At 69.4% G+C, this 24,369-nt stretch carries 23 protein-coding genes and 2 pseudogenes; 14 read left to right on the forward strand and 11 right to left on the reverse strand.

What is annotated here, in order from left to right; translation table 11 throughout:
• The first annotated feature begins 615 nt into the window (after positions 1-615).
• Positions 616-801 (forward strand): hypothetical protein, encoded by a 186-nt coding sequence (locus AB0J87_RS57095; RefSeq protein ID WP_363983181.1) that lies wholly within the window; start codon positions 616-618, stop codon positions 799-801.
• A 275-nt stretch (positions 802-1,076) separates the two neighbouring features.
• Here the strand turns inward: AB0J87_RS57095 and AB0J87_RS57100 are convergent, their stop codons facing one another.
• Together AB0J87_RS57100 and AB0J87_RS57105 are read right to left on the reverse strand one after the other, a co-directional pair.
• On the reverse strand, positions 1,077-2,291 hold the full coding sequence (locus tag AB0J87_RS57100) for an ROK family protein (RefSeq protein ID WP_363983184.1): 1,215 nt from the start codon (positions 2,289-2,291) through the stop codon (positions 1,077-1,079).
• Positions 2,292-2,659: 368 nt separating this feature from the next.
• Positions 2,660-3,331 (reverse strand): GntR family transcriptional regulator, encoded by a 672-nt coding sequence (locus tag AB0J87_RS57105; RefSeq protein ID WP_363983187.1) that lies wholly within the window; start codon positions 3,329-3,331, stop codon positions 2,660-2,662.
• Positions 3,332-3,421: 90 nt separating this feature from the next.
• Between AB0J87_RS57105 and AB0J87_RS57110 the strand changes: the two genes are divergently transcribed.
• From AB0J87_RS57110 to AB0J87_RS57145, 8 genes are all read left to right on the forward strand, one after another.
• Positions 3,422-4,219: an FAD binding domain-containing protein gene (locus AB0J87_RS57110; protein ID WP_363983190.1), complete on the forward strand. Its 798-nt coding sequence runs from the start codon at positions 3,422-3,424 to the stop codon at positions 4,217-4,219.
• Positions 4,220-4,230: 11 nt separating this feature from the next.
• The gene (locus AB0J87_RS57115) at positions 4,231-4,734 is read left to right on the forward strand and encodes a (2Fe-2S)-binding protein (RefSeq protein WP_363983193.1); all 504 of its coding nucleotides are present in this window, start codon (positions 4,231-4,233) and stop codon (positions 4,732-4,734) included.
• Positions 4,734-6,113, forward strand: a complete 1,380-nt coding sequence (locus AB0J87_RS57120; RefSeq protein WP_363983196.1) for a molybdopterin cofactor-binding domain-containing protein — start codon at positions 4,734-4,736, stop codon at positions 6,111-6,113. The genes AB0J87_RS57115 and AB0J87_RS57120 overlap by 1 nt, the downstream gene beginning before the upstream one ends.
• Positions 6,114-6,116: 3 nt before the next feature.
• On the forward strand, positions 6,117-7,133 hold the full coding sequence (locus tag AB0J87_RS57125) for a molybdopterin cofactor-binding domain-containing protein (RefSeq protein WP_363983199.1): 1,017 nt from the start codon (positions 6,117-6,119) through the stop codon (positions 7,131-7,133).
• Positions 7,123-7,980: a MoxR family ATPase gene (locus AB0J87_RS57130; RefSeq protein ID WP_363983202.1), complete on the forward strand. Its 858-nt coding sequence runs from the start codon at positions 7,123-7,125 to the stop codon at positions 7,978-7,980. The genes AB0J87_RS57125 and AB0J87_RS57130 overlap by 11 nt, the downstream gene beginning before the upstream one ends.
• Positions 7,973-9,088 carry a VWA domain-containing protein gene (locus AB0J87_RS57135; protein WP_363983205.1) on the forward strand — a complete coding sequence of 372 codons (1,116 nt, stop codon included), beginning with the start codon at positions 7,973-7,975 and terminating at the stop codon, positions 9,086-9,088. The genes AB0J87_RS57130 and AB0J87_RS57135 overlap by 8 nt, the downstream gene beginning before the upstream one ends.
• A gap of 5 nt (positions 9,089-9,093) precedes the next feature.
• Positions 9,094-10,002 carry an amidohydrolase family protein gene (locus AB0J87_RS57140; protein WP_363983208.1) on the forward strand — a complete coding sequence of 303 codons (909 nt, stop codon included), beginning with the start codon at positions 9,094-9,096 and terminating at the stop codon, positions 10,000-10,002.
• A gap of 95 nt (positions 10,003-10,097) precedes the next feature.
• Positions 10,098-10,379 (forward strand): YciI family protein, encoded by a 282-nt coding sequence (locus tag AB0J87_RS57145; protein WP_363983211.1) that lies wholly within the window; start codon positions 10,098-10,100, stop codon positions 10,377-10,379.
• Positions 10,380-10,714: 335 nt separating this feature from the next.
• Here the strand turns inward: AB0J87_RS57145 and AB0J87_RS57150 are convergent, their stop codons facing one another.
• Positions 10,715-12,142, reverse strand: a complete 1,428-nt coding sequence (locus tag AB0J87_RS57150; protein ID WP_350737900.1) for an APC family permease — start codon at positions 12,140-12,142, stop codon at positions 10,715-10,717.
• Between the two features lie 13 nt (positions 12,143-12,155).
• Complete coding sequence (locus AB0J87_RS57155; protein WP_355381591.1) at positions 12,156-13,247, reverse strand: Zn-dependent alcohol dehydrogenase; 1,092 nt, start codon at positions 13,245-13,247, stop codon at positions 12,156-12,158.
• 138 nt (positions 13,248-13,385) lie between these two features.
• Here AB0J87_RS57155 and AB0J87_RS57160 point away from each other — a divergent pair, with 138 nt between their 5' ends.
• Positions 13,386-14,879 (forward strand): PucR family transcriptional regulator ligand-binding domain-containing protein, encoded by a 1,494-nt coding sequence (locus tag AB0J87_RS57160; RefSeq protein WP_350737906.1) that lies wholly within the window; start codon positions 13,386-13,388, stop codon positions 14,877-14,879.
• Positions 14,880-15,071: 192 nt separating this feature from the next.
• On the opposite strand, the pseudogene AB0J87_RS57165 reads toward AB0J87_RS57160, so the two are convergent.
• Both AB0J87_RS57165 and AB0J87_RS57170 read right to left on the reverse strand, forming a co-directional pair.
• Positions 15,072-15,461, reverse strand: a pseudogene (locus AB0J87_RS57165) (hypothetical protein); the annotation flags it as partial.
• Positions 15,462-15,493: 32 nt separating this feature from the next.
• Positions 15,494-15,931, reverse strand: a pseudogene (locus AB0J87_RS57170) (hypothetical protein); the annotation flags it as partial.
• A 296-nt stretch (positions 15,932-16,227) separates the two neighbouring features.
• On the opposite strand from AB0J87_RS57170, the gene AB0J87_RS57175 reads away from it, so the two are divergent.
• Positions 16,228-17,181, forward strand: a complete 954-nt coding sequence (locus tag AB0J87_RS57175) for an LLM class F420-dependent oxidoreductase (RefSeq protein ID WP_363983216.1) — start codon at positions 16,228-16,230, stop codon at positions 17,179-17,181.
• Here AB0J87_RS57175 and AB0J87_RS57180 read toward each other — a convergent pair.
• From AB0J87_RS57180 to AB0J87_RS57200, 5 genes are all read right to left on the reverse strand, one after another.
• Positions 17,148-17,489 carry a hypothetical protein gene (locus tag AB0J87_RS57180; RefSeq protein WP_363983219.1) on the reverse strand — a complete coding sequence of 114 codons (342 nt, stop codon included), beginning with the start codon at positions 17,487-17,489 and terminating at the stop codon, positions 17,148-17,150. The two genes, AB0J87_RS57175 and AB0J87_RS57180, sit on opposite strands and share 34 nt — an antisense overlap.
• Positions 17,486-17,710, reverse strand: a complete 225-nt coding sequence (locus AB0J87_RS57185) for a DUF4040 domain-containing protein (protein WP_363983222.1) — start codon at positions 17,708-17,710, stop codon at positions 17,486-17,488. Before AB0J87_RS57185 ends, AB0J87_RS57180 begins: the two co-directional genes overlap by 4 nt.
• 29 nt (positions 17,711-17,739) lie before the next feature.
• Positions 17,740-18,012 (reverse strand): monovalent cation/H(+) antiporter subunit G, encoded by a 273-nt coding sequence (locus AB0J87_RS57190; protein WP_363983225.1) that lies wholly within the window; start codon positions 18,010-18,012, stop codon positions 17,740-17,742.
• Positions 18,009-18,233, reverse strand: coding sequence for an MrpF/PhaF family protein (locus AB0J87_RS57195; RefSeq protein ID WP_363983249.1), 225 nt, complete (start codon positions 18,231-18,233; stop codon positions 18,009-18,011). The genes AB0J87_RS57190 and AB0J87_RS57195 overlap by 4 nt, the downstream gene beginning before the upstream one ends.
• 244 nt (positions 18,234-18,477) lie before the next feature.
• Positions 18,478-20,271, reverse strand: coding sequence for a thiamine pyrophosphate-requiring protein (locus tag AB0J87_RS57200; protein ID WP_363983228.1), 1,794 nt, complete (start codon positions 20,269-20,271; stop codon positions 18,478-18,480).
• Positions 20,272-20,778: 507 nt separating this feature from the next.
• On the opposite strand from AB0J87_RS57200, the gene ctaD reads away from it, so the two are divergent.
• From ctaD to AB0J87_RS57215, 3 genes are all read left to right on the forward strand, one after another.
• Positions 20,779-22,407, forward strand: coding sequence for a cytochrome c oxidase subunit I (gene ctaD / locus AB0J87_RS57205; RefSeq protein WP_363983252.1), 1,629 nt, complete (start codon positions 20,779-20,781; stop codon positions 22,405-22,407).
• Between the two features lie 411 nt (positions 22,408-22,818).
• Positions 22,819-23,382 (forward strand): hemerythrin domain-containing protein, encoded by a 564-nt coding sequence (locus AB0J87_RS57210; RefSeq protein WP_363983231.1) that lies wholly within the window; start codon positions 22,819-22,821, stop codon positions 23,380-23,382.
• A gap of 710 nt (positions 23,383-24,092) precedes the next feature.
• A partial coding sequence (locus tag AB0J87_RS57215) for a transposase (RefSeq protein WP_363983234.1) occupies positions 24,093-24,369 on the forward strand: 277 nt, incomplete at its 3' end.

The following is a 24,369-nucleotide window of genomic DNA, read 5'->3' on the forward strand; positions in this document are numbered from 1 at the left end:
CCTGTTGAGTCCCGACTCGCGCACAAGGACGAGGACCGAACTGAACTTTCGTCCCGGACGTAACGGCCAAGAGCAGGAGTGGACGTAACGGCCAAGAGCAGGGGTGGACGTAACGGCCAAGAGCAGGGGTGGACCAAGGTATCGCCACGGGGCAAGCCTGGCCCGGAGAAGGCTCGACCCCGACAACTGGACCGCGGAAGAACAGTTCGTGCATGACGTGCTGACCGCGCCGCCAGAGACCGTCTACAACGAGTGAGCTCAGGGAGGTCCGTAGCCCTCGGGGGTAGAGTTCCAGTACATGATCGACATTCCGCTCCGGTCAACGACTCCTCCGGGCCCTGCTACCGGAACCCCCGGCCTGACGCTGTACGGAGCGGACATCCCGGCCACGGGTGCGGTGGTGGTGTGCCCCGGCGGCGGTTACGCCAGACTGGCCGAGAACGAGAGCACGGACGTGGCCCGCTGGCTGGTCGCGCTGGGCGTCGACGCCTACGTGCTCCGCTACCGGGTGGCCGGGGGCGAGCCGGGCCGCGAGCCGCTGCATCCAGCTCCCTTGGACGACCTGCGCCAGGCGATGCACGTCGTCCGGGAACGTGGCGCCACGCGGGTCCCGTCATGGGATTTTCCGCCGGCGGCCATCTCGCCGCCGCACTCGCCCAGGCCGGCACGCCGTTCGAGCTCCATGTCTTTCCCGAGGGCAAGCACGGGCTCGGGCTCGCCCAGAGCGAACCGACCGCGTCCGCTTGGCTCGGCCTCTGCGCCACGTGGCTCGCAACCCAAGGCTTCGGCCCGCGTCCCTGATCGCCGGCCGCCCGCAGGGGGGCGGCGGCCTTGTGGTCCTCCTTGGGCCCGATCGCGGGCATATCACTCGAAGATGGCCTCGACCAAGGCATCCCCCGTCTCCGCCCCATCGACCAAACCCTTTGTCGGCAGGCTCCAAGTCGTTCGGGGTGCAGGTACGACGAAGGGTGTCGAGGAGCCCACGCCCACCACCCGGGTGCCGGAGTCGGCGATGCTGCCGTGCCGTGGAACCCATGATCACAGGCCGCCACAGCGGCGCGGCCGTCCTGATCCCATCAGCGCAGGGTGGCCAGCGTGTCGAGGGGGTTGTCCAGGAGGTTGGCGAAGGCGAGTTCGGCGGCACCGGCGAGCGTGGTGTCGTCGCCGAGGGCCGTCACGGCCAGGCGGACACGTTCGCGCGACACCGGCAGGACATGCGCGTCGATCCGGGCACGGACGCGTGACGCGGCGCCCGGGTAGACATCGCGGAGCATCCCGCCGAAGACCACGAGCGCCGGGTTGAACAGGTTGATGAGGTTGACGACGCCGACACCGAGCCAGTCGCCGATGCGGTCGAGGGCGTCCCGCGCGCGGGCGTCGCCGGTCCCGGCGAGTGCGACGACTGACCGGATACCGTCGCGTCCGACGAGTTCGCCGGACCGTCCCGCGTAGTCGAGCAGCGCCTCCTCCCCCACCTCGGCCTCCAGACAGCCGCGCGACCCGCACAGGCAGGGCCGCCCGTCGAACGGGTTGACCAGCATGTGCCCGAGTTCGCAGCCGTAGCCTCCGTCTCCGTCCAGGAGTTTGCCGCCGACGATGATCCCGCCGCCGACGCCGACGTCCCCGTGCAGGTAGATGAGGTTGTCGACGTCGCATCCCGCGCCGCGTACGTGCTCGGCGATCGCACCCAGGTGTGCCTCGTTGCCGACCTCGACGGGAAGCCCGAGACGGAGCCCGGCGGCGAGTTCCGCGCCGAACGCCTGGTCCACCCAGCCGAGGTGCGGCCCGTACCGGACCGTGCCGTCGGCGCGCCTGATCAACCCGCAGTACGACGCGCCCACACCCACGCACAACGCGCCCGGACCGGCCCCGGCGACCAGTTCGCGGCCGAAGGTGGCGAGGACGCCGACGACGTCCTCCAGGTCGACCCCGGCGCGGGTGCGCACGGCCTCGCGGCGGTCGAGGACCCGGCCGCCGAGCCCGACACGGGCCGCGAGCAGCCGGTCCACGGCGACGTCGAACGCGAGCCCGTACAGCGTCCCCTGCTCGGGCATGACGACGATGGACGGCCGCCCAGCGCGACCCCGCCCGATGGGGACGTCCTCGCGGACCAGCCCGGCGGCGGCGAGCTCGGCGGTCAGGTCCATGATGGTGCTGCGGTTGAGGCCCATCCGGCGGCTGAGCGCGGCCCGTGACACGGCCCCGTCCTTATGGACGCGCCGCAGCACCTCACTCAGGTTTCGTTGCCGCATCTGCTCCTGTGTCCGCGCGCCCGCCACCGATCCCGTCATCCCCGCCAGCCTAGGCCGGGGACGGCACTTGTGAACAGCAGGACAGCCATGAGCGCGACCCACTGGTGACAAGCGTTCCGAGGCGAGGAGCTACATCTCAGGAAGGCCAGTTCAAGCTGCATGGATGGGCAGTAACCACAGCGCGGTGAATGTGATGGTGAGGTAGACCAGGCGGAGGAGCACGGGCGACCATCATGCCGCACGCGTCTGCCTCTCTTGACGGCCCGAGCTGCGCGCACGCCAAGCGCGGCGATGACCACGGGGCAACTGCGCCCTGCCGATGATCTCATTTACTCAGCGCTGATCAACGGCGGCGGTCGCGCACGGTAGCGGGGAACACCGGCCGGCGTCGAGAAAGGCGCTGACCCCTAATGTTTCGGCGTTCCGTAAGGGTCGTGCGGCGTGTCGGCGTAGGCCCACTGATGGTCACGGGCGTGACGGCAGGCCACCTCGACGTCCCCGGCGTGCATGACGTCCAGCAGCTCGCGGTGCTCGTCGGCGACCCGCTCGAGTTTCGGCCTGGTGACCATGAGAGCGATGGCCGTGCGCGCCTCGATCTGCAGCGCCTCCCAGGCGCGGGTCAGCAGCACGTTGCCGCCGGCCTGCACGACGTGCCGGTGAAACCGCGCGCTGGCCAGGCCGATGCCGTGCACGTCGTTGTCCTGGGCACTGCGGTACATCTCCTCGACCGCCTCCCCCAGCCGGTCGAAGGGGAGGGTTCCGGCCAGCATGGCGAGCCGCGTCGCGGTCTCCTCAAGGGCCGCCCGCACGATGTACGCCTCGCGGATGGTCTGCTCGGCGAAGGGAAGCACCCGGCTGCCGTGACGAGGCCGGCCGTCGATGAGGCCGAGGCCCTCAAGCTGCCGGAGCGCCTCCCGGACCGGGGCCTGACTCGTTCCGAACTCGATGGCGATCTTCGTCTCGATGAGCCGGTCGCCCTCGCCGAGTTCGCCGGAGACGATCCGTTGCAGCAGACCGTCGCGGATCTGTCGGCTCAGCGTCGGTCGCGCGGAGCGCGGGCTCCCCGTGGGTTCCGACAAGAAACCTCCTGACGTTGCGGGCCCAGAGGGCCCTTGACTCTTCGATCATGCCACGTAAGTTAATTATCGATATCGATAAGTGGAGTGCACATGCTGACCTCCGTTCAGACACCCGAGAGTCCCGAAGCGGCTCATGCGGCGCTTCAAGCCGGGGCCGTACCCCTCGGCGGCGGCACCTACCTGCTGGCCCGCCTGGACGATCAGGCCGGCCGCGACCTGCGGCTGGTCAGCCTGCGCCGGGCGGGACTGTCCGGCATCGACGTCGAAGGCGACACGGTGGCCCTGGGCGCGGCCACCACTCTCGCCGACATCGAGGACGACGATCGGCTGAGCTACCTGTCCGGCTGTGTGCGGTCGATCGCCGCGCCGCCGGTCCGCAGCCTCGCCACCGTGGCAGGCAACCTTTTCGTGCCCCAACCGTACGGCGACCTGGCGGCGGCTCTTCTGGCCCTGGACGCGGAGCTGGACGTGCTCGGCGCCGACGGAGCCCGCCGCGAGCCGCTCGAGCAGGTCGTCACCGGCGGCCTGCGGGCGGGCGACCTGGTGACCCGTGTCCGGTTCACCGCTCCGGCCAAGGACGCGTTCCGGTTCTACAAGGCGAGCCGGCGGCGGCTCAACTCGGGATCCATCGTGACGGTGGCGGCCCGGATCACGATCGAGGACGGCCTGGTCAGCGACATCCGTCTCGTGCTCGGCGGCCTGGCGCGGCGCCTGGTACGAGCGGTCGGCGCCGAGCGCGTTCTGCTGGGCGCGCCGCTGAACGCCCAGGTCGTCGCCCAGGCAGCCGGAGCCGACGTCATCGAGCCGTTCGACGACGCCTACGCCTCCGCCTGGTACCGCGCTCGGGTCTACCCCGTCCACCTGCGTCGCGCCCTGCTGGGGGCCTGAAAGGGGATCGCATGCCCTCGACCATCGTCACGCTCAAGGTGAACGGCACCGAGCGGGAGTTGATCGCCCGGCCGTCGACGACGCTGCTGAGCGCGCTGCGCGACACATTGGGACTGATGGGGGCCAAGCGCGGCTGCGCGCAAGGGGGCTGCGGCAGCTGCACGGTGCTGCTGGACGGCCGGCCCGTGGTCTCGTGCCTGATCCCCGTCGTGACGATCGACGGCTCTGCCGTGGAGACGATCGAGGGCCTGGCCGAGGGCGACCGGCTCGGCGACGTACAGCAGGCGTTCGTCGACCTCTTCGCGACGCAATGCGGGTTCTGCACCCCGGGGATGATCATGTCCGCCACGGCCCTGCTCAACCGGAAGCCGGATCCGACCCGCCAGGATGTCACCGAGGCGATCTGCGGGAACGTCTGCCGCTGCACGGGATACGAGCCGATCATCACCGCCGTCCTCGCCGCCGCGCAACGCCGCCGCGGCGCCCCGCTCACGAACGCGGAGGCCGAGGTCTGATGGCGCGCCTCACCCCGATCGACACCACGTACTTCAAGGGCGGGCGCGCGGACGACTTCGCCGTCATCGGCTCCGCCGTCCCGCGCTCGGACGCCCGCGCTCACGTCACCGGCCGCACGGTCTTCTTCGAGGACATGGCGCTGCCGGAGATGACGCACGTCAAGATCCACCGGTCCACGCGGCACCACGCCCTCATCAACCGGGTCGACGTCTCCGGCGCCCTCGGAGTCCCGGGCGTGATTCGGGTCATCACCCACCAGGACGTGCCGAACAACTGGTACACCGTGCTGCGCCTGATCGGCGTGGGACCTGACGACGAGCCGGTGCTGGCCGAGGATCGGGTCCTCTACCGTGGCGAGCCGATCGTCGCCGTCGTCGCCGAGACCGAGGACGCCGCCCGCGAGGGCGCGGCCCGGGTCACGGTCGACTACACCGACCTGCCCGCGGTCCTCGACGTCGAGGAGGCGCTGGCCGACGGCGCCCCGATCATCAAACAGGCGGGCGCCAACCACTTCGTGTACGAGGGACATCACTGCCGCCGGATCCGCTTCGGCGACATCGAGCGAGGTTTCGCCGAGGCGGACCGCATCATCGAGGGCCGCTACAGCTCCTCCCCCATCGAACACGCGCCGACCGAGCCGACCGGCTGCATCGTCGTCCCTCAGGGCGACGGCCGGCTGCGCATCCACACCAACACCCAGGCCGCCTTCTTCACCCTCGACAACACCGCGCTCATCCTCGGCGTCCCGCCTACCAGCCTGCGCGTCGTCGGGGGCACCGTGGGGGGCGGCTTCGGCGGCAAGGTCGACGTCATCGTCGAGCCACTCGCGTGCATCGCCGCCATGCTCACCGGCCGGCCGGCCAAGTACGTCTACAGCCGCGCCGAGGAGATGCAGGTGTCGTCCCCTCGAGCGGCCGAGCGCATCTCCATCAAGGACGGCGTCATGGACGACGGCCGGATCGTCGCCCGCAAGATCACGCTCTACGTGGACGCGGGCGCGTACTCCCGGCACAGCCCGTACGGCACCACCAAGGCGGCGGCGCACATGCCCGGCCCGTACACGATCCCGAACGTCCATGTCGACGCGTACTGCGTCTACACCAACCGCACGCCGTCCAGCGCCATGCGCGGGTTCGGCGTCACGATCGGCGACTTCGCGCTGGAGTCGCACATGGACCGCATCGCCCGGGAGCTGAACATGGACCCGCTGCGGCTCCGGCTCAAGAATGCCTACCGGGACGGCGACATGAAAGCTCATCGCAAGATCGCGTCCGGCACGGCGTTGGTCGAGGTGATCCAGAGCGCCGCCGACCTGGTGGGGCACGACCTTCCGCCGGAGTACCGGGCGATGTCCTCGACCGAACGACCGGAGGGCTGAGCGATGGCGTTACGGCACGGCCGCGGATACGCGGCGGTCAACTACCCGACCGGCATGAACCTCGGCGGCGACCCGTCGCAGGCACTCGTCCACGCCACCACGATGGGCGGATTCGTCGTCACGCTCTCCTCGGTGGATCTCGGCCAGGGGCTGCGGACGGTCATCGCCCAATGCGCGGCCGAGACACTCGGCATTCCGATCGAGAACGTCATCGTCGACACCGCCGACACCGACACCGGCCCGCACTGCATGGGAACGTTCGCCAGCCGCGGCACCCACCGCGTCGGCAACGCCGTGATCATGGCGGCGCGCGAGGCCAGGGAGGTCATGCTCCAGGTCGCCGCCGACGAACTGGAGGTCGACGCGGAGGACCTGGAGACCGACGGCACGGGCTTCGTCAGCCTCAAGGGATCGTCGGAGAAGAAGATCCACATCAGCGACGTCGCGCTCGCCGCGCACTTCCGGCAGGGCCGGACCATCTCCGGCCGGGGCATCTACCTCAAGGAGCCGAGCTCCCCGGTGCCGGAGACCGGCGAGATGGACCCGGACTCCTGCCAGGCGCACGCGTGCACGGTGGCCGAGGTCGCGGTCGACGACGAGACCGGCGTGATCGAGGTGCTGCGGCTCTACAACACCTACGAGATCGGCCGGGCTCTCAACCCGGCCCTCGCGACGCAGCAGGTCGAGGGCGGCGCCTGGATGGGCCTGTCGCACGCGTTGTTCGAATCGACCGAACCGTACTATCCGCACTCGCGCGAGCACGGCCCGGTCGATTTCACGGAATACCTGATGCCCGGGCCGGCCGACATCCCGGCGCAGACGAGCCTGTTCCTCGAACGGCCCGCCGACAACGGGCCGTTCGGGGCCAAGGGGATCGGCGAGATGACGGCGAACGCGCCGATCCCCGCGATCGCCAACGCCGTGTACGACGCGGTCGGCGTACGGCTGACGAGCATGCCCTTCACCCCGGAGAAGGTGCTGCGCGGACTCGACGAGCTGCGGGCCGGCCGTGCTGGTTGATCAGGACACGCTGGACCGGCGGCTGGGCGCGGAGGGCTACCTCGCCGACGAGGGTCTGCTCACCGCCCTCCACCTGGCAGGCACGCTCGGGCTCCCGCTGCTGCTGGAGGGCGAGCCGGGGGTCGGCAAGACCGAGGTCGCGAACGTCCTGGCCCGGATCCTCGGCCGCGAGCTGATCCGGCTTCAGTGCTACGAAGGACTGGACGCCTCCCAGGCCCTGTACGAGTGGGACTACCCCAAACAGTTGCTGTCCCTGCGGGCCGCCGAGGTGGAGGGGCGCGGCGTCGGCGACCTGTACCGCGAGGAGTTCCTGCTGCAGCGGCCGTTACTGCGGTCGCTGCGGGCGGCGTCCGGCGCGGTGCTGCTGATCGACGAGATCGACCGGGCGGACAGCGAGTTCGAGGCCTTCCTTCTGGAGTTCCTCGGCGACTTCCAGATCACCATCCCGGAGATCGGCACCATCACGGCGGCGAGCGTCCCGTTCGTCGTCCTCACCTCGAACCGGACCCGCGAGCTGCACGACGCGCTCAAGCGCCGGTGCCTCTACCACTGGATCCCCTTTCCCGACGCCGAACGGGAGCGAGCGATCATCCGGGCGCAGGCGCCGGGCCTGGACGAGAGGAGCGCGGCGCGCCTCGTGGCCGCCGTGCATCGCATCCGCGGGCTGGCTCTGCTGAAACGCCCGGGCATCGCCGAGTCGGTCTCCTGGGCCCGCGGCGTGCAGACGCTGACCCGCGAGGGTTCGAGCTGGCTGGAGGCGATGCGCCGGTCCGCGGGGCTGCTCGTCAAGCACGAGGAGGACCTCGCGCTCCTCGGCCGCCACACCGCGGAGGTGTTCGGTGACTGAGCAGTCCCTCCTCGTACGCGTCGGCGATCATGTGCACGGGTTCCTGCGGGACCTGCACGATCGGGGCCTGCCCGTACCGGTGCCCAAACAGCGGGTCTTCCTTCAGGCGATCGAGGCCGTCGGCCCGCGCGACGCCACACACCTCTACTGGATCGGGGTGGCCACGCTCACCACCTCCCACGAAGACCTGGAGGTGTACTCCCCCACGTTCGAGCACTGGTTCGGCGAGGTCACGGCACGGCGCATCCCCGATGAGGAGTCCCCCGACGACGAGGCCTCCGCGCCGCGCGGGAAGGGGGACGAGGCTCCTCTCACGGCGACGTTCGGCGGGGAGGCGGGCCTGAAGGCCGGCTCCTCGGAGCGCGAGAGACGCCCGGTGTTCGGCCCGGCGAGCGAGGACGACCGGGCCGTGCTCTCGCTGCTGCGGCGGGAACTACCCGGAGCGGTGCCGACGATCCGGTCGCGACGTCGGCGGCCTGCCCGGCGAGGTCCGTGGATCGACGTCGCCAGGATCTGCCGTGAGTCCAGGCGCAGCCACGGGGAGATCGTGACGTTGCGCCGGCGCAACCGTCCGCGGCGGCAGCGCCGTGTGCTGCTGCTCATCGACGTGTCGGGGTCGATGAAGCAGCACAGCGCCCACTACCTCCGCTTCGCCCACACCGTGGTCGGCCGGCTCGACCGCGTCGAGGTGTTCACCTTCGGCACCCGGCTGACCCGCGTCACCGAGCAGCTGCGCGCACGGCACGTCGACGCGGCCGTCGGCTCGCTGAGCGACGTCGTCCTGGACGCCGAGGGCGGGACGCGGATCGGCGCCTCGCTCCAGGAGTTCCTCGCCAACGCCCGGCATGTCACCGTGGCGCGCGGCGCCCTGACGATCGTGCTCTCCGATGGCCTGGAACGCGGCGACTGCCGGCCCATGCAGGCGGCCGTACGGCGGTTGTCGCTGCTGAGCCACCGGTTGCTGTGGTGGTCGCCGCTCGCCTGCGACCCGGCGTACCGGCCGATCACCCGCGGCATGTCGGCCGTGCTCGGCAGCGTGGACGCGCTCGCGGGCGTGCGCGACCTGCGTACGGCGTACGAGCAGGTACAGACCTTGATCAGGGAGTGATCGTCATGCCGGAGGCGACCCGCTACACGGGCGACATCGTCGACTCGCATCACCACATCTGGCGGGCCGGGGACCTGCCCTGGCTGTCCGGACCGATGGTGCCGCGGATCTTCGGCCCGTACGAGCCGATCAGGCGGGACTACCTGATCGACGAGTACGTCGCCGACGCCACGGCCGCAGGCATCAGCGAGTCGGTCTACGTGCAGACGAACTGGCCGCTCGACCGGGTCGTGGACGAGGTGCGCTGGCTTAACGAGGTTCATCAGGAGACGGGCCGGCCGATGGCCGTCATCGGATCGGCCGACATGTTCGACGAGAGCGCTCCGGACACCATGCGACAACAGGCCGCGCTCACGCCGCTGATCCGGGGGATCCGTCAGCAACTGCACTGGCACGAGCGCCCGGAGTTCCGGTTCGCCGCGGCGCCCGATCGTATGAAGGATCCGGTCTTCCGAAAGAACATCGGCGCGCTCGCCGACCACGGCTGGCTGTTCGAGCTGCAGGTCTTTCCCGAACAGATGCCGGATGCGGTCGAGCTGGCGGCGGTCTTCCCTGACGTCACCTTCGTCCTGGTGCACGCGGGCATGCTCATCGGGCTCGAGTGCCTCGAGTCGTGGCGGGCCGGGATGGCCGCGCTGGCCGAGCGGCAGAACATCGTCGTCAAGCTCACCGGGCAGGGCACCTTCGTCCACCGGGTGGATCCTGACCTCATCTCCTTCGTCGCAGACGAGGTGATCGGCTGGTTCGGCGCCGGCCGAGCCATGTTCGGCACCAACTTCCCGGTCGAGAAGATCTGGACCACGATGCCGCACCTGGTCGACGCGTGGAAGAACGCACTGGCTCATCTCCCACCCGCCGACCAACACGACATCTTCGCCGGCAACGCACGACGGGTGTACGGGCTGGAGGGCTGACCTGAAACTGCTGGACCTCGGGCCGCGGGGCCCGGGAGGGCTTGGACCGGCGACGTCAGATAGTCCCGGATTGATATGAAAAGGAGTATCTCGGCATGGCACTGTTCGTCCTGACCTACGGCTACAACGACACCCCGCTGAGAGCGGAGCGCCGCGAAGACCATCTCGCACACCTGAACAAGCTCTTCGAGCAGGGCAGCCTCGTCGCGGCCGGCCCATACACGGACCTGACGGCCGGCATGATCGTCCTACAGGCCGAGGACGAGACCGCGGCGCAGGCGCTCGTCGACCAGGACCCGTACACACAACTACAGGTCACCAGGGATCGGCAGTTGCGCCAGTGGCGCGTGACGGTCGGCTCGCTCGGCTCTGGCTAGAGTTCACCCCAAAGCTCGTCCGACGCCGGCCCCACGGGGCTGATCGAGCGGTCCTGGCCGCGCCGGCGCGACTCCTGCCGCCGAGGTTTGCGAGCTCAACGGCCGGTGACGCCGGGCTGCAGCGGATCCTCCGGGGCCGGCGGGTCGGCCCCGGCTCCTGCAGGCGGCGCTCACGAAGCCACCAGGGCCTGCAGGTGCTCGCGATCGCCCATCCCTTCGCCGGGAGTAGCGCTGCTCGTCGCAGCGGGCCTCGCGCTGCTCATCCGCGACGGCAGGCACTGCCCGCGGCGCCCCGACGACCGGAGCCGACGACCTGAGCACGCTCCTGCCCGGCTTCAGGCCATCTCGGGGAAGTCGGTCTCGGTGGTGCCGATCGCCCGGATCGCGGCCGGTCGTGCCGAACGCAGGTAGCCGTACCAGGCCAGTGTCACCAGGACCGTGGCGAAGAACGCGAGGACCACGAAGTTCAGCGGCCACTGCGGCCAGGGAACCACGTTGACCCAGAACACGTAGGCCATCCCGGCCACCGACACCACCACGCAGGGCCACACCAGCGGCAGCCGTACGCCCTCGCGGCGCAGGAAGATCGGCGTGGCCAGCGCGACGACCGCATAGGCGATCATGTAGCCGTAGGTGCCGTAGGTGTCGACGTTGACCACGATCTCCATGCCGTCCACGCCGAGCGCGAACAGGACCGCTGTGAGCAGCACGACCCCGGGCGCGACGGCCAGGATGGCACGGTGCGGCGTCTGCTGGGTGCGGTGGGTACGGCCGAGCGAGGCGGGCAGCACGCCCTCCTTGCCCATGACGAACACGATCCGCCCGATGACGTTGATCGGCGCGACCACCACGGCGAAGAACGACGCGGTGACGCCGAGGCTGAGGACCGGCCTGATCCAGTCGGGCAGCCCGGCGGCCTTGGCCAGCTCGTCCAGCGGGTTCGCGCTCGCGCCGAGGTCGCCGAGCGAGTGGAAGCCGGCGACCTGCACGTAGGATGCGAAAATGTAGAGCAGGCCGACGCCGAACGCGCTCCACATGATGGCCCGCGGGATGGCCTTGAACGGGTCCTTGGCCTCCCGGCCGAGCGCGTCGGAGCTGGAGAAGCCGACGAAGCCGAGGATGCCCAGCACCATGCCGACCGCGACGCCGTGCGGGGCGGCTCCCGAGAGCGTCAGCTGGTCGGTGTCCACGACCGGGCCGCCGCCCCAGAAGAGCACCACGACCAACATCAGCGTGATGATCGTGATGGAGACGACCTCCAGGATCAGCGAGATCCTGGCCGACAGCCGGATGCCCCACACGGTGAACAGCGTGGCCAGCGAGCCGATCACGACGGCCAGCAGAACGTTCCATGCCGTGCCCTCGATCGGCAGGCCGATCTGCGACAAAAAGACGGTGAAGTGGTAGACGGCCCCGCCGAGCGAGCCGGCCGCGATGCCGAAGCAGCCGATGATGAGCGTGACGCCTGTGAGGTAGGCGCCGAAGGGCCCCAGGCCCTGTGCGGCGTAGTTGTAGAGCGAGCCCGCCGAGGCGCGCCGCTTGGCGAACTGGGCGATGCAGTAGCCGACAGCCAGGATCACGATCGTGGCCAGCGTGAACGACAGCCACGAGGCGTTGCCCGAGCTGGCGTAGATGCCGGCCACGCTGAAGGCGATGACCGCGCTCGGCGCGATGTTGGCGAGGGCCTGGGCGACGACCTCGCCGGCCGACATCGCGCCCTTCTTGAGGCCGCTTTCGGCCTGCACTACGGGTGTCTGGGTCATGGGGGATGTCTCCTCAGGGGATCAGGAGGGTACGCAGTGCCTCGCCGCTGGCCAGGGCTTCCAGCGCGAGGGGGGCCTCGTTGAGTGCGGCGCGGCGGCTGACCAGCTGGTCGAGCCGGAGCAGGCCGTCCATGTAGCGGTCGACCAGCGCGGGGATGTCGATCGCCGGGCGGACGCTGCCGTAGTTCGAGCCGAGGATGCGCTGGTCGGCCTCGGCCAGTACGAGCGGGTCGAAGCGGGCCAGGGTGTTCTTGGGTGGCAGGCCGACCGCGACGGCCGCGCCGCCCAGGCCGAGCATCTTGATGGCGGCCTCCAGCGTGGACTGGTGGCCCACCGCGTCGAAGGCGTAGTCGACGCCGTCGGGCAGCAGGTCGCGCAGCGCCTCGACCGGGTCCTCGGCCGGCAGCTGGTCGGTGGCGCCGAGGGCGGCGGCCAGGGCGGTCTTCTCCTGCCGGGTGTCGATGGCGATGATCCGCTCGGCGCCGGCCAGCTTGGCGCCCTGCACGACGGACAGCCCGACGCCGCCGCAGCCGATCACGGCCACCGTGCTGCCCGGCACCACCGCGGCGGTGTTGGTCACGGCGCCCACCCCGGTCGCGACCGCGCAGCCGACCAGCGCGACCGTGTCGAGCGGGGCGTCGTCGCGGACCTTGACCGCGCCGGAGGCGGGCACGACGGCCTCCTCGGCGAAGGACGAGACACCCAGGTAGTGGTAGATGGTCTCGCCGCCGCGGCTGAGCCTGCTGGTGCCGTCCTGCAGCACGCCGCCCGGGGCCACGACGTTGGCCGCGACCTGGCAGCGGGCCTCGTGGCCGGACCGGCAGTACCGGCACCGGCCGCAGGGGGCGACCCACGACAGCACCACGTGATCGCCCTCGGCCAGGCTGGTGACGCCCGGCCCGAGCGCGGTGACGACGCCGGAGCCCTCATGGCCCATCACCAGGGGAGCCTGGACGTCCCACTCGCCACGCCGCACGTGGAGGTCCGATCCGCACACTCCGGCAGCGGCGATCTTCACCCGTACCTCGCCCGGACCGGGCGGGGCCAGGTCCACGTCCTGGATCACGACGGGGGACTCCGCCGACTCGAATACCGCGGCTCGCACCTGACCTCCTCGATAGGGCCGGGAATAGGGAAGATGGCACCCGGCGTTACGCAACGTGATGGTCATGGTATGAATTGCCGCCTTGATGAGGCATGTGGCCAAATGTCCATTGACCAGGGATTAGGGCGACGATTCGCTATGTTGGAGACGGTTGGGGACGTCGCTCAGCGTTTCGGGCTGCGCGTGCTGTCCGGCGACTCCGCGCTCGACCGGCCCATCCGCTGGACCCATCTGTCGGAGCTCGCTGACCCCACCCCGTGGCTGCAGGGCGGCGAGCTGCTGCTGACCGTCGGCCTCACCCTCGACGATCCCGCCGGGCAGCGCGCCTATGCCGAACGGCTGGTCAAGGCCGGAGTGGCCGCGATCGGCTTCGGTGTCGGGCCACACCACACCAGGACGCCGCAGGCCCTCGTCGACGCGGCGCAAGCGTGCGGCCTGCCGATCCTCGAGGTGCCCGCAGGGGTCGCCTTCCAGGATGTCACCTTCGAGCTCAACGCCGACCTGCTGCGCTCCGACGCGGCACAGGCCCGGCTGATCGCCGAGGGCGTCTCGGCCATGACCCGGGTGGCCCGCAGCGCGGGCACGCAGGGCATCGTCACCGTGCTGGCCGCCCGCATCGACAGCTGGGCCGTACTGCTCGACCGGCACGGCAAGGTGCACGCGGCCGTGGGCGCCGCACGGGTGCACCTCGACGACGCCCGGGCCGCCGCCTCCGGCCAGCGCTCCCGCATCAGGCACCCCAACATCACCGCGTACGGCGTGGGCGATCCCATCCGACCGCGCGCTCACCTGGTCGTGGCCGCGCGCCCCGACAGGATCAGCCTCACCAGGGAGCTGGCCCAGCACGCCGCGCTCCTGCTCGACCTGGCGCTCAACCCGCTCAGCGGCGGCGACACCTGGCATCTGACCAGGGCAGACGCGGTGGACGCGCTCATGTCCGGGGATCAGGGACTCATCGAGCGGGTGGCCGCCCGATGGAACCTGCCGGCCGGCAACGTGGCCGTGGCGCTGCTGCGCTCGCGCTCGCGTGCCGTACCGCTGGAGGAGAACGTACTGGACTGGTGCACCCAGCTGGACCTGCCGCAGCTCGTCAGCTCCGACTCCGCCCAGGTCACGGTGCTGGTCCCGGAGGATGAGCTGGGCCGCTGGGCCGATCGCGTGCGCGCGGCCGCCGACGACGGCGTCCCTGCCCGCTGCGGCGTGGGTACGGCACAGCCGCTCGCGCGCGCCGAGCTCAGCCGCCAGCAGGCCGAGCAGGCGCTGGCCGTGGCCGTCGCCGACGCCGAGCCCATGGTCGCCTTCGGCGAGCTGGCCACCGGGCGGCTGGTGCTGCAGCGACTCGACCCGGCCGCGCAGGCGGCGCTGCGTTCACCGTTGCTGCCGCTGCTGGACAACCCGGTGCTGCTGCGGTCGCTGCAGGTGTTCCTCAGCGAGAACGCCAGCTGGGAGGCCGCCTCGTCACAGCTCGGCATCCACCGGCACACGCTGCGCCAGCGCATAGCCCGGGTGGAGGAGCTGACCGGTCTGTCGATCAACGCCACCGAGGACCGGGTGATCGCCTGGCTGGCGCTGCAGGCACTGGTGACCCATCAGCCGCCGCTGGACGCCGCGGGCGAGCGCCGCCGCGGCTAGGTGGGTGGTCGTGCCGTCGGCGCCCGCCGCTGGCCAGATGCCCCGTTCAAGGCCATGCTGCGTGCTCACACACCGTGAAGTACCGAGATCGCGATGCCCAGCACCGTCCATCCCAGCGTGGAGCGAGCCATCGCCAGTTCGCTGAACGATCAGACAGCGCCTGTGCACGCCAACCGAACACATGCGGGCCAGCCCTTCGGCGGCCATGACGGTGGCGTGCCAGGTGCGGAAATCCTTGGCCGACACCTCGCAGTCGAGCAGGTCGCGCAGATAGTCGTTGATGTCCTCGGCCCGTACGTCCTTCCAGCCTGAACCGTTTCGGTAGCGCAGCAATTCGCCCTCGTGGCCTGTACGCAGGAGTGCGGCCACGACGGCGCTCACCTCGCCGTCGTGAATCTCGATGTCCTGCTGCTTACCGCCCTTGGCCTCGAAGCGGCACCGCGCAACGTCGCCGGTGCAGGTGACATGTTCGGCCCTGAGCGTGGCCAGGCCGAAGGAGTCGTACTCAGCCCCGCCGGCCCGTAACGTTCGGCCATCTCGGTGACCCGGTCGAACTTGATCCGGTCCTGCTCCTGCCGCCACGCGGGCGGGATCGCCGACGCGCGAATCCTGGTCAGGACGTGGGAATCTCGCACCTGGCGGCCGTCTGCGTAGTGGTAACTGAACGCGCGGCCACGACGCCGGCGCGTGATTCCCGGTTCTTCCGGGCTGCTGTGTCGCAACGCGGTCATTTCCCATCTGGCCGATACGGCGATGACCATCCGGCATTGCCCCCACATCAAAAACGCCGGACGGCCTTCTCCGTCTGCTCCTAGCCACCCCTGCCCGGGCAGCGACGATTCATGCGATCGGTCTGTGCGCATGCAACGGCTTGCCGCTCGCGTGAGAGGGCGTTCCGACTGTCCAGCCCAACGACCGGCCGCCGGCCCAGCTCGGGCGCGCCCAGGCCGGGTCGGTCCTGCGGACGCTCCGCCGGCAGGGGCATGGACGACCAGGCGCAGGTGGATGCGGCCCCCGGATCGGCACAGCCTCATACGAGTAACCGCATCCATCCAGGCAACGCCTCAGCGCTCCTCGCCGTGAAAGCTCTACCGTGCGGATCGTTTACCGCGAACGCATCGGGTAGCCCACACTCGACAGCCCATCCGAGACCATGCGCCAGTCTCATCTGATCAAGGGAACCGGCGCCCAAACCGATCTGTGCTGTACACGATCGGGATCATCGTCATCGGCCGTCCGGTCGGCGGTCGGCGGTACTGGTTCCGACATCAGGTGAAGCTGCCGGGCCTCGCGCGAGGTTCGACAACAACGCGGTCGCGCGACTCAGCACGGCCAGGAGGGCTCTGCAATGGCACGCGTCGGATACTTTCTGAGCAGCGAGGAGCACGGGCCCAAGGAGCTCGTCCGGCAGTCGAAACTCGCCGAGCAGGCAGGATTCGAAGGCCTGTGGATCTCCGATCATTACCATCCGTGGCTCGACGAACAGGGGCAGAGCCCCTTCGTCTGGTCGACCATAGGAGCGATCGCCGAGGCGGTCACGTTGCCGATCACGACCGCGGTCACCTGCCCTCTCGTACGCATCCATCCCGCCGTCATCGCGCAAGCCGCCGCGACCAGCGCCGTACTGACGGGAGGGCGTTTCCAGCTCGGCGTCGGCACCGGCGAGGCGCTGAACGAGCACATCGTCGAATCCCGCTGGCCGCCGGCGGCCGAACGGCTGGAGATGCTGGAGGAGGCGATCGAGGTGATGCGCCGGCTGTGGAGCGGCGAGCTGACCACCCACCGCGGAAGGCACTATTCCGTCGACAACGCACGCCTCTACACGCTCCCCGACAACCCGCCGCCCGTCTACATCTCCGGCTTCGGCGAGAAGTCGGTACGGCTGGCCGGGCGGATCGGCGACGGCTACATCTCCACGGGTCCGGACGCCGACCTGGTCAAGCTGTTCCGCGAGTCCGGCGGGGCGGGCAAACCCGCGCAGGGCGGGCTGAAGGTCTGCTACGCCGACGACCAGGCCGCCGCCCGCAAGACCGTGCACCGGCTGTGGCCGACCGAAGGCATCAAGGGCGAAGCCTCCCAACTGCTCCCCCTGCCACGGCATTTCGCGCAGCTGGCGGAGATGGTCAGCGAGGAGGACGCCACCGCCTCGACGCCGTGCGGCCCCGATCCCGAGGTGCACGTCCAGGCGATCCAGAAGTACGTGGATGCCGGGTTCGATGAGGTATATGTCAGCCAGATCGGCACGGAGCAGGACGCCTTCTTCGAGTTCTACGCCCGCGAGGTCCTGCCCCGGCTGCGGTAGCCGTACGCGAGGCGTGGCCCTCCCTGGGAGTGGGCTCCCGCCGCCTCCTGCTGCTCGGCGCGTACCGTGCGCAGTATCACTACGGCGGCCAGCGCGGATGCCAGGAGGATCAGCTCTTCGCCGAGCGTGTCGAACGCCCGCTGGTCGAAGTTGATCGAGGAGATGACATTCGGGGTGTGGCGGGCGATCGCGCCGTACGGGTGCCAGGCCCCGCCGAAGCCCGGGAGACGCAGCGCGGCGAGCGCGAACAGGACGGCCAGCCCTGCTCCGGTGGTCAGGAACAGGATGAGGCGGCCGCGGCGGCTCACCGGTCCTCACCGTCGTCCGCCTCGCGGGTGTGGTGCCGGCGGATCGCGTGGATCGCGAGCATCACGATGAGCGGGACGACGACCGTGCCCACACCGGTCTGCGACATCGAGACGTCGGGCGCCCGCAGGACGACGAACAGGATCGCCAGCACCAGGCCGTACCCGGACAGCACGATCGCCTGCCGCGCCGGGTCACGGGTGAGGACCACCGTGGTCGCCATGAACGCGGTCAGCAGGAGCGTGAAGACCGTCAGTCATGGGGTCTCCGTCTCGCGGCGTGCGCCGTCGTGATCACGGTCGCCGGCCCGGTCGCGATCAGCAGGGCCCCCATGACCACCAGCTTGGCGATGTCGTGCCACGACGACCACGGCATCAGTGCCGGCCCGGTGATCACCAGCGGCGCGGCCGGCACCGAGCCGGCCGAGACGAAGTGCAGGCGCCTGAATCGGTCCGAAGTGAGCAGGAGCCGGATCGCCGCGAACGCGGCCACCACCACTCCCGCCCAGATCAGCGCCGCGCTCACAGCGTCCGCCCGAGGAAGCGGGCGTACACGAGGGAGCCGGCGAACGACAGCAGGACCACGACGAAGGCCGCATCGAGGTACGCAGGCCGCCCGTACCCGGCGGCCAGCAGCACAAGCACGAGGGTGGCAGCCGGTCCCGCCACGATCAACCCGGTCAGACGATCGATGGGCGTGCCGCGCAGCGTAACCAGCAGCGCGGGCAGGACCGCCGCGGCCAGCAGCGCGAAACGAGCACCGCGAACCCGCGCCGCGCGGCGGCCCGCGTGTCTTCCGGCAGTTGCACCTCGGCGAACTCACCGCGCGGCCGCAGCAGTCGTAGAGCGCCTGTGACGATCTGGACCGGCAGCGGAAGGAGCCATCGCAGCCACCGTGCCCGTGGCCGGTACCGTTCGTCGTTGTCAGCGGCCAGCAGCGTCCGCCGGCTCACGACCGCAGCCAAGGGTGTCCCGGCCGCTCATGCGGTGCTCAGCTCTTGCCGCGGGTGAACAGTTCCTGGGCCTTGGTCTTCAGACCCTTCTTGACCACGCCGATCGCGTCGGGGTCACCCTTGATGATGGCCTCGGCGACGTCCTTGAGCTGCTCGAAGTCGGTGTGCGGCGGGATCGGCGGGATGTCCGGGTCGCAGTGGACGTCCAGGACGACGGGCCGGTCGGCGGCCAGAGCGCGGTCCCAGGCCGGGCCGATCGCCTCGGGCTTCTCGACCTCGATGCCCTCCAGGTCCAGCGAGCGGGCGAAGCCGGCATAGGACACGTCCGGCAGGGTCTGGGACTCCTCGAACTTGGGCGCGCCGCCCATGGCCCGCAGTTCCCAGGTGACCTGGTTCAGGTCGTTGTTGTGCAGGACCGCCACGATCAGGCGCGGATCGGCCCACTGGGAGGCATACCGCTTGATCGTGATGAGCTCGGCCAGCCCGTTCATCTGCATGGCGCCGTCGCCGACGAAGGCGATGACGGGCCGGTCGGGGTGGCCGAACTTCGCGCCGATCGCGTACGGCACGCCCGGCCCCATCGTCGCCAGCGTCCCCGACAGCGAGCCGCGCACGCCGGCGCGGATCTTCAGGTCGCGCGCATACCAGTTCGCGGCCGAACCGGAGTCGGCGGTCACGATGGCGTTCTGCGGCAGCCGCGAGTTCAGCTCCCAGAACAGCAGCATCGGGTTGATCGGATCGGCCTCCACCCTGGCCTGGCGTTCGACCGTGCTCCACCAGCGCGCGACGTTCCCCTCCACGGTGTCGCGCCACGACCGATCCTTTTTGCGGTTCAGGCGCGGGATCAGCTCCCGCAGCGTCTCGGCGGCGTCGCCGACGAGGTTGACCTCGGTCGGGTAGCGCATGCCGATCATGCGGCCGTCGAGGTCGATCTGCACCCCGCGCGCCTCGCCGAAGGGCGGCAGGAACTGCGTGTACGGGAAGTTGGACCCGACGATCAGCAGCGTGTCGCAGTCGCGCATGAGCTCATAAGAGGGCCGGGTGCCGAGCAGGCCGATGGACCCGGTGACGTACGGCAGATCGTCCGGCAGCACGTCCTTGCCGAGCAGCGCCTTGGCCACCCCGGCCCCGGTCAGCTCGGCGACCTCGACGACCTCCGGGGCGGCCGCGCGGGCCCCCTGGCCGACCAGGATCGCCACCTTCGACCCGGCGTTGAGGACCTCGGCCGCCCGGCCGATCTCCTCCTCCGGTGCGCGGGTCACCGGCGGCGTGTAGCCGGGCGCCGACGACGGCACGTTCTTGAACGCGTGGCCGGGCGGCTCGTAGGGCTCCTCCTGCAGGTCGGAGGGGATGATCACGGCGGTCGGAGCGCGCTCGGCGACGGCGATGCGCATCGCGCGGTCGATGAGGTTGGGCAGCTGCGCCGGGACGGTCGCCATCTGCACGTACGCGCTCGCGACGTCCTTGAACAGGCTCAGCAGGTCCACCTCCTGCTGGTAGTTGCCACCCATCGCGCTGCGGGCCGTCTGGCCGACGATCGCCACGACCGGGACGTGGTCGAGTTTGGCGTCGTACAGGCCGTTCAGCAGGTGGATCGCGCCGGGTCCGCTGGTCGCCAGGCACACCCCGGGTTTGCCGGTGAACTTGGCGTATCCGACGGCCTGGAACGCGGACATCTCCTCGTGCCGGGACTGGACGAACCGCGGGCGGTCATCGGCGCGTCCCAGCGCCGCGATGATCCCGTTGATGCCGTCGCCCGGATAGCCGAACAGGTGCTCCACACCCCACTGACGCAGGCGCAGGAGCAGATAATCGGCGACGGTAGGAGCCATGACCAGGTCCTCCCTGCGATAGCGGCTTTCCCCAGGCCCTGCCCGGGCCACAAGATTGAAACCGGGGTGCCGGGTAGTCGGTCCGGCATGTCCGCAACGCTTCAACGTGATCTCGCGGCGCGGGTGGACGGCGAAGTACGGTTCGACGCAGGATCGCGCGCGGCGTACGCCCACGACGCCTCCAATTACCGGCAGGTGCCGAGGTCTCCCGCAAGCCGAGCCGGCAAAGCGCCACCTCGCACCCAGAAAGGTTCCCCAGCAGGCGCGACCGCTCAAAGCTCGCCCCGCACCCACCCAAGGTCGAGCTCCTTGACGGGACCCTTTGCCGACTCACCATGACATGACCGGCTTCAAGGAGTTCGCAACGATTAGGCCTAAGGCATAGCGGGAAGTCCAAGTTCCGTCCCCCCGGCAGCCGTCGGGAGGGAACGTGTCGTGGCCAAGATCGAGCAGCAGCCGGAGCCCACGACCCCCGTCCAGGTCAGCCACCGGACCAGGGCCGGGCAGTTGATCACCTCGTGGCTGTCCACCACCGATCACAAGGTGGTCGGGTATCTCTACCTCTCGACCAGCTTCATCTTCTTCCTCCTGGCCGGGATCATGGCGATGGTGATCCGCGCCGAGCTGCTCGCTCCGGGACTGCAGGTCGTCACGGCAGAGCAGTTCAACCAGCTCTTCAGCATTCACGGCACGATCATGCTGCTGCTGTTCGCGACTCCGCTCTTCGGCGGGTTCGCCAACTTCGTCATGCCCTTGCAGATCGGCGCCCCGGACGTCGCCTTCCCCCGGCTGAACATGGTCGGTTACTGGTTGTTCCTGTTCGGCGGACTCATAGTGATCAGCGGCTTCCTCCTGCCCGGCGGCGCCGCCCCGTTCGGCTGGACCGCCTACACCCCGCTGTCCACGGCGGAGTTCACCCCCGGCCCCAACATCGGCGGCGACCTGTGGGTGATGGGCCTGGCACTCAGCGGGCTGGGCACCATCCTCGCCTCCGTCAACTTCATCACCACCATCATCTGCATGCGAGCGCCGGGCATGACCATGTTCCGGATGCCGATCTTCACCTGGAACACCCTGCTGACCAGCATGATGGTCTTGATAGCGTTCCCAGTGCTGGCGGCGGCGCTGCTGGTGCTGGAGTCGGACCGCAAGCTCGGCACCCACGTCTTCGACGCGGCCAGCGGCGGCGCGATCCTGTGGCAGCACCTGTTCTGGTTCTTCGGCCACCCCGAGGTGTACATCATCGCGCTGCCGTTCTTCGGCATCGTGACCGAGGTGATCCCGGTCTTCAGCCGTAAACCGCTCTTCGGCTACCTCGGCATGATCGGCGCCACCATCGCCATCGCCGGACTGTCGATGACCGTGTGGGCCCACCACATGTTCGTCACCGGGCAGGTGCTCCTGCCGTTCTTCTCCTTCATGACGTTCCTCATCGCGGTCCCGACCGGGGTGAAGTTCTTCAACTGGACCGGCACCATGTGGCGCGGCCATCTGTCCTTCGAGTCGCCGATGCTGTTCTCCGTCGGCTTCCTCCTGACATTCCTGTTCGGTGGCCTCACCGGCGTCATCCTGGCCTCGCCGCCGCTCGACTTCCACATCAGCGACACCTACTTCGTCGTCGCCCACTTCCACTACACGGTCTTCGGCACCGTGGTCTTCGCGATGTTCTCCGGTTTCTACTTCTGGTGGCCGAAGATGACCGGCCGGATGCTCAACGACAGGTTGGGCAAGCTGCACTTCTGGCCGCTGTTCATCGGCTTCCACACCACGTTCCTCATCCAGCACTGGCTCGGCGTGCTCGGCTTCCCGCGCCGGTACGCCGACTACAGCCCGGCCGACGGATTCACCACGCTCAACGCGATCTCCTCGGTCGGCGCGTTCCTGCTCGGCGCCTCGACCCTGGTGTTCCTCTACAACATCTACTGGACGCACCGCCACGCCCCCAAAGTGAGCGTGGACGACCCATGGGGCTTCGGAAACTCTCTGGAGTGGGCCACGTCCTGCCCGCCACCGCGGCACAACTTCACCTTCCTCCCCCGCATCGGTACCGAACGCCCGGCCTTCGACCTGCACCACCCGTACACCGGCCAACCACAACTGCCCGCCGAACCGCAGGCGGAGGTCCCGCCGCCATGACCGGCCACCTCATTCCGCCTGCCACCCATGGTCAGCACAGGCGATGGGGCGGCAAGAGCGGTACCGGTTGCCGTGCTGGCCCTCGCCCTGGGTTCGGGTGCGCGTGCCGCTCTTGTACTGGCCAGCGGCTACCTGGCGGCCGGTGGCGGTCGCAGGCATCGTGACGCGGCGCCGGGTCGCGCACATGAAGAAAGAGGTCACCGGCGCCACCGACGTGGCACGGCAAGTCTCCACTCACTCCTGCCCGGGCCGAGCCGTCAGAACACGACGCAACCCGGCACGTGCACGTTTCAGCCCCTGTCAGTGGGAACAAGGGCGAGGAGGCTCCGCCCGCGTCCCTGGCGCTGTGACTACAGGTGACGCGGTGGCGGGGCCCATGCCAACCGCACGCCAACCACGAGGGAGGCTGTCATGGGCACGCAGCAGGACATGATCGAGGTCCTCGTCATCGACCACCGCGAGGTCGAGGAGATGTTCACCCAGCTCGAACGGATGACCGGGGACGGCGGTGAGCAGGCCAAGACGCTGGCCGAGAAAGTGGTCATCGAGCTGGTACGGCACTCCGTTGCCGAGGAGGAGTACCTCTACCCGACCGTACGCGAACACGTGCACGGCGGCGGCAAGCTGGCCGATCAGGAGATCGCCGAGCACGCCGACGCGGAAGAGACGATGAAGCGGCTGGAGGCGCTGGAGCCGGGCCAGGCCGACTTCTGGCCCACCATGCAACTCCTGATGAGCCAGATCCGGGCACACATCCAGGAGGAGGAGAACGACCTGTTCCCACGCCTCCGCGAGGCGTGCCCGGCCGATCAGCTGATCGAGCTGGGCGGCAAGGTGGAGCGGGCCAAGAAGATGGCCCCCACGCGGCCGCACCCGTCCGCGCCGGACACCCCGCCCGCCAACAAGTTGCTGGCGCCAGGCGCAGGACTGGTGGACCGCATCCGAGACATTCTCACCGGCCGGGGACGTTCCTGACAGACTCACGCGAGGGCGAGAACCACGCGGATCACGAACGGCCGATTCGAGCCCGGCAGGGCACAGACCTGGTTACCACCGGTGCCCTGCCTTGATGGGCATCCATCACTGGACCGCGACGGCTCTGCGCCTGCAGAAAACCATATCCATGCACGTCAATCAGGCTCTGCATCATTTTCGAAGCGACTACAAGTTCTGCTGGCGAGCAGACGCACATCGCCTACCGATGGCTGCTCGATGGTTGCTCGTACGCGTTCGATCTGCCGTGGGGCTGGGGCCTCGTCACGAAATCCTGACCCTACACAGCAGTGTCGAGATCGGGAACAAATGGCGCATAATGGCGATGGTCCAGAACGCATGGTTGCTCGGGGGTTGCTCGCGTGTACGTGATATGGGGCAGCATCCATCGTCACTTCCCGGCACGATGACAGGGATGATCTCGGACACAGTGATAGAAAACGTCATCCCGCGACACTGAGCGACACCAATCAAGCCGACTTTTAATCCGTAGGTTCCGGGTTCGAGCCCCGGGTACCACTCCACACCCCATCCGACCTGGGATTTCTTGTTTTCCATGGACCTTCGGCGAGGCGGAGACACGCCGTTGGTTGCTCACCGGTTGCTCTTCGGCACAGGTCCGGCACATGGCCCGGCATTCCCAGCTGAGCTTCCCCTCTTAGCGTGGAGACCGAACCGGGAGAGGTTTGGTCGTGGCAGCAGTCACGCGGCGGCGCTTTGATCCGGAGTTCCGGGCCGGGGCGGTGCGTATCGTCGAGGAGACCGGCAAGTCTGTGGCTCAGGTGGCGCGAGATCTGGGGATCAGCCCGTACACGCTGCACAATCGGGTGATGGATCGGCTCGCCAAGCAGTACAACGGCGGCGGCGACGGGAATGGAACGCTGGAGGAGTCCGAGCGGGAGGAGCTGGCGCGGCTGCGGCGTGAGAAGGCCGCGCTGGTCAAGCAGCACGCCGATGAGAAAGCGGTGT

The organism is Nonomuraea sp. NPDC049625 (assembly GCF_040675285.1).
In the GTDB taxonomy this organism is placed as follows: domain Bacteria; phylum Actinomycetota; class Actinomycetes; order Streptosporangiales; family Streptosporangiaceae; genus Nonomuraea; species Nonomuraea angiospora_A.

What these genes read in the sequence shown, in the direction of transcription:
- AB0J87_RS57095 (WP_363983181.1), top strand. Translation starts at nt 616, where the DNA reads ATGGGATTTTCCGCCGGCGGCCATCTCGCCGCCGCACTCGCCCAGGCC.
- AB0J87_RS57100 (WP_363983184.1), bottom strand. Translation starts at nt 2,291, where the DNA reads ATGACGGGATCGGTGGCGGGCGCGCGGACACAGGAGCAGATGCGGCAA.
- AB0J87_RS57110 (WP_363983190.1), top strand. Translation starts at nt 3,422, where the DNA reads ATGCTGACCTCCGTTCAGACACCCGAGAGTCCCGAAGCGGCTCATGCG.
- AB0J87_RS57115 (WP_363983193.1), top strand. Translation starts at nt 4,231, where the DNA reads ATGCCCTCGACCATCGTCACGCTCAAGGTGAACGGCACCGAGCGGGAG.
- AB0J87_RS57120 (WP_363983196.1), top strand. Translation starts at nt 4,734, where the DNA reads ATGGCGCGCCTCACCCCGATCGACACCACGTACTTCAAGGGCGGGCGC.
- AB0J87_RS57125 (WP_363983199.1), top strand. Translation starts at nt 6,117, where the DNA reads ATGGCGTTACGGCACGGCCGCGGATACGCGGCGGTCAACTACCCGACC.
- AB0J87_RS57140 (WP_363983208.1), top strand. Translation starts at nt 9,094, where the DNA reads ATGCCGGAGGCGACCCGCTACACGGGCGACATCGTCGACTCGCATCAC.
- AB0J87_RS57145 (WP_363983211.1), top strand. Translation starts at nt 10,098, where the DNA reads ATGGCACTGTTCGTCCTGACCTACGGCTACAACGACACCCCGCTGAGA.
- AB0J87_RS57150 (WP_350737900.1), bottom strand. Translation starts at nt 12,142, where the DNA reads ATGACCCAGACACCCGTAGTGCAGGCCGAAAGCGGCCTCAAGAAGGGC.
- AB0J87_RS57160 (WP_350737906.1), top strand. Translation starts at nt 13,386, where the DNA reads ATGTTGGAGACGGTTGGGGACGTCGCTCAGCGTTTCGGGCTGCGCGTG.
- AB0J87_RS57175 (WP_363983216.1), top strand. Translation starts at nt 16,228, where the DNA reads ATGGCACGCGTCGGATACTTTCTGAGCAGCGAGGAGCACGGGCCCAAG.
- AB0J87_RS57185 (WP_363983222.1), bottom strand. Translation starts at nt 17,710, where the DNA reads ATGGCGACCACGGTGGTCCTCACCCGTGACCCGGCGCGGCAGGCGATC.
- AB0J87_RS57200 (WP_363983228.1), bottom strand. Translation starts at nt 20,271, where the DNA reads ATGGCTCCTACCGTCGCCGATTATCTGCTCCTGCGCCTGCGTCAGTGG.
- AB0J87_RS57210 (WP_363983231.1), top strand. Translation starts at nt 22,819, where the DNA reads ATGGGCACGCAGCAGGACATGATCGAGGTCCTCGTCATCGACCACCGC.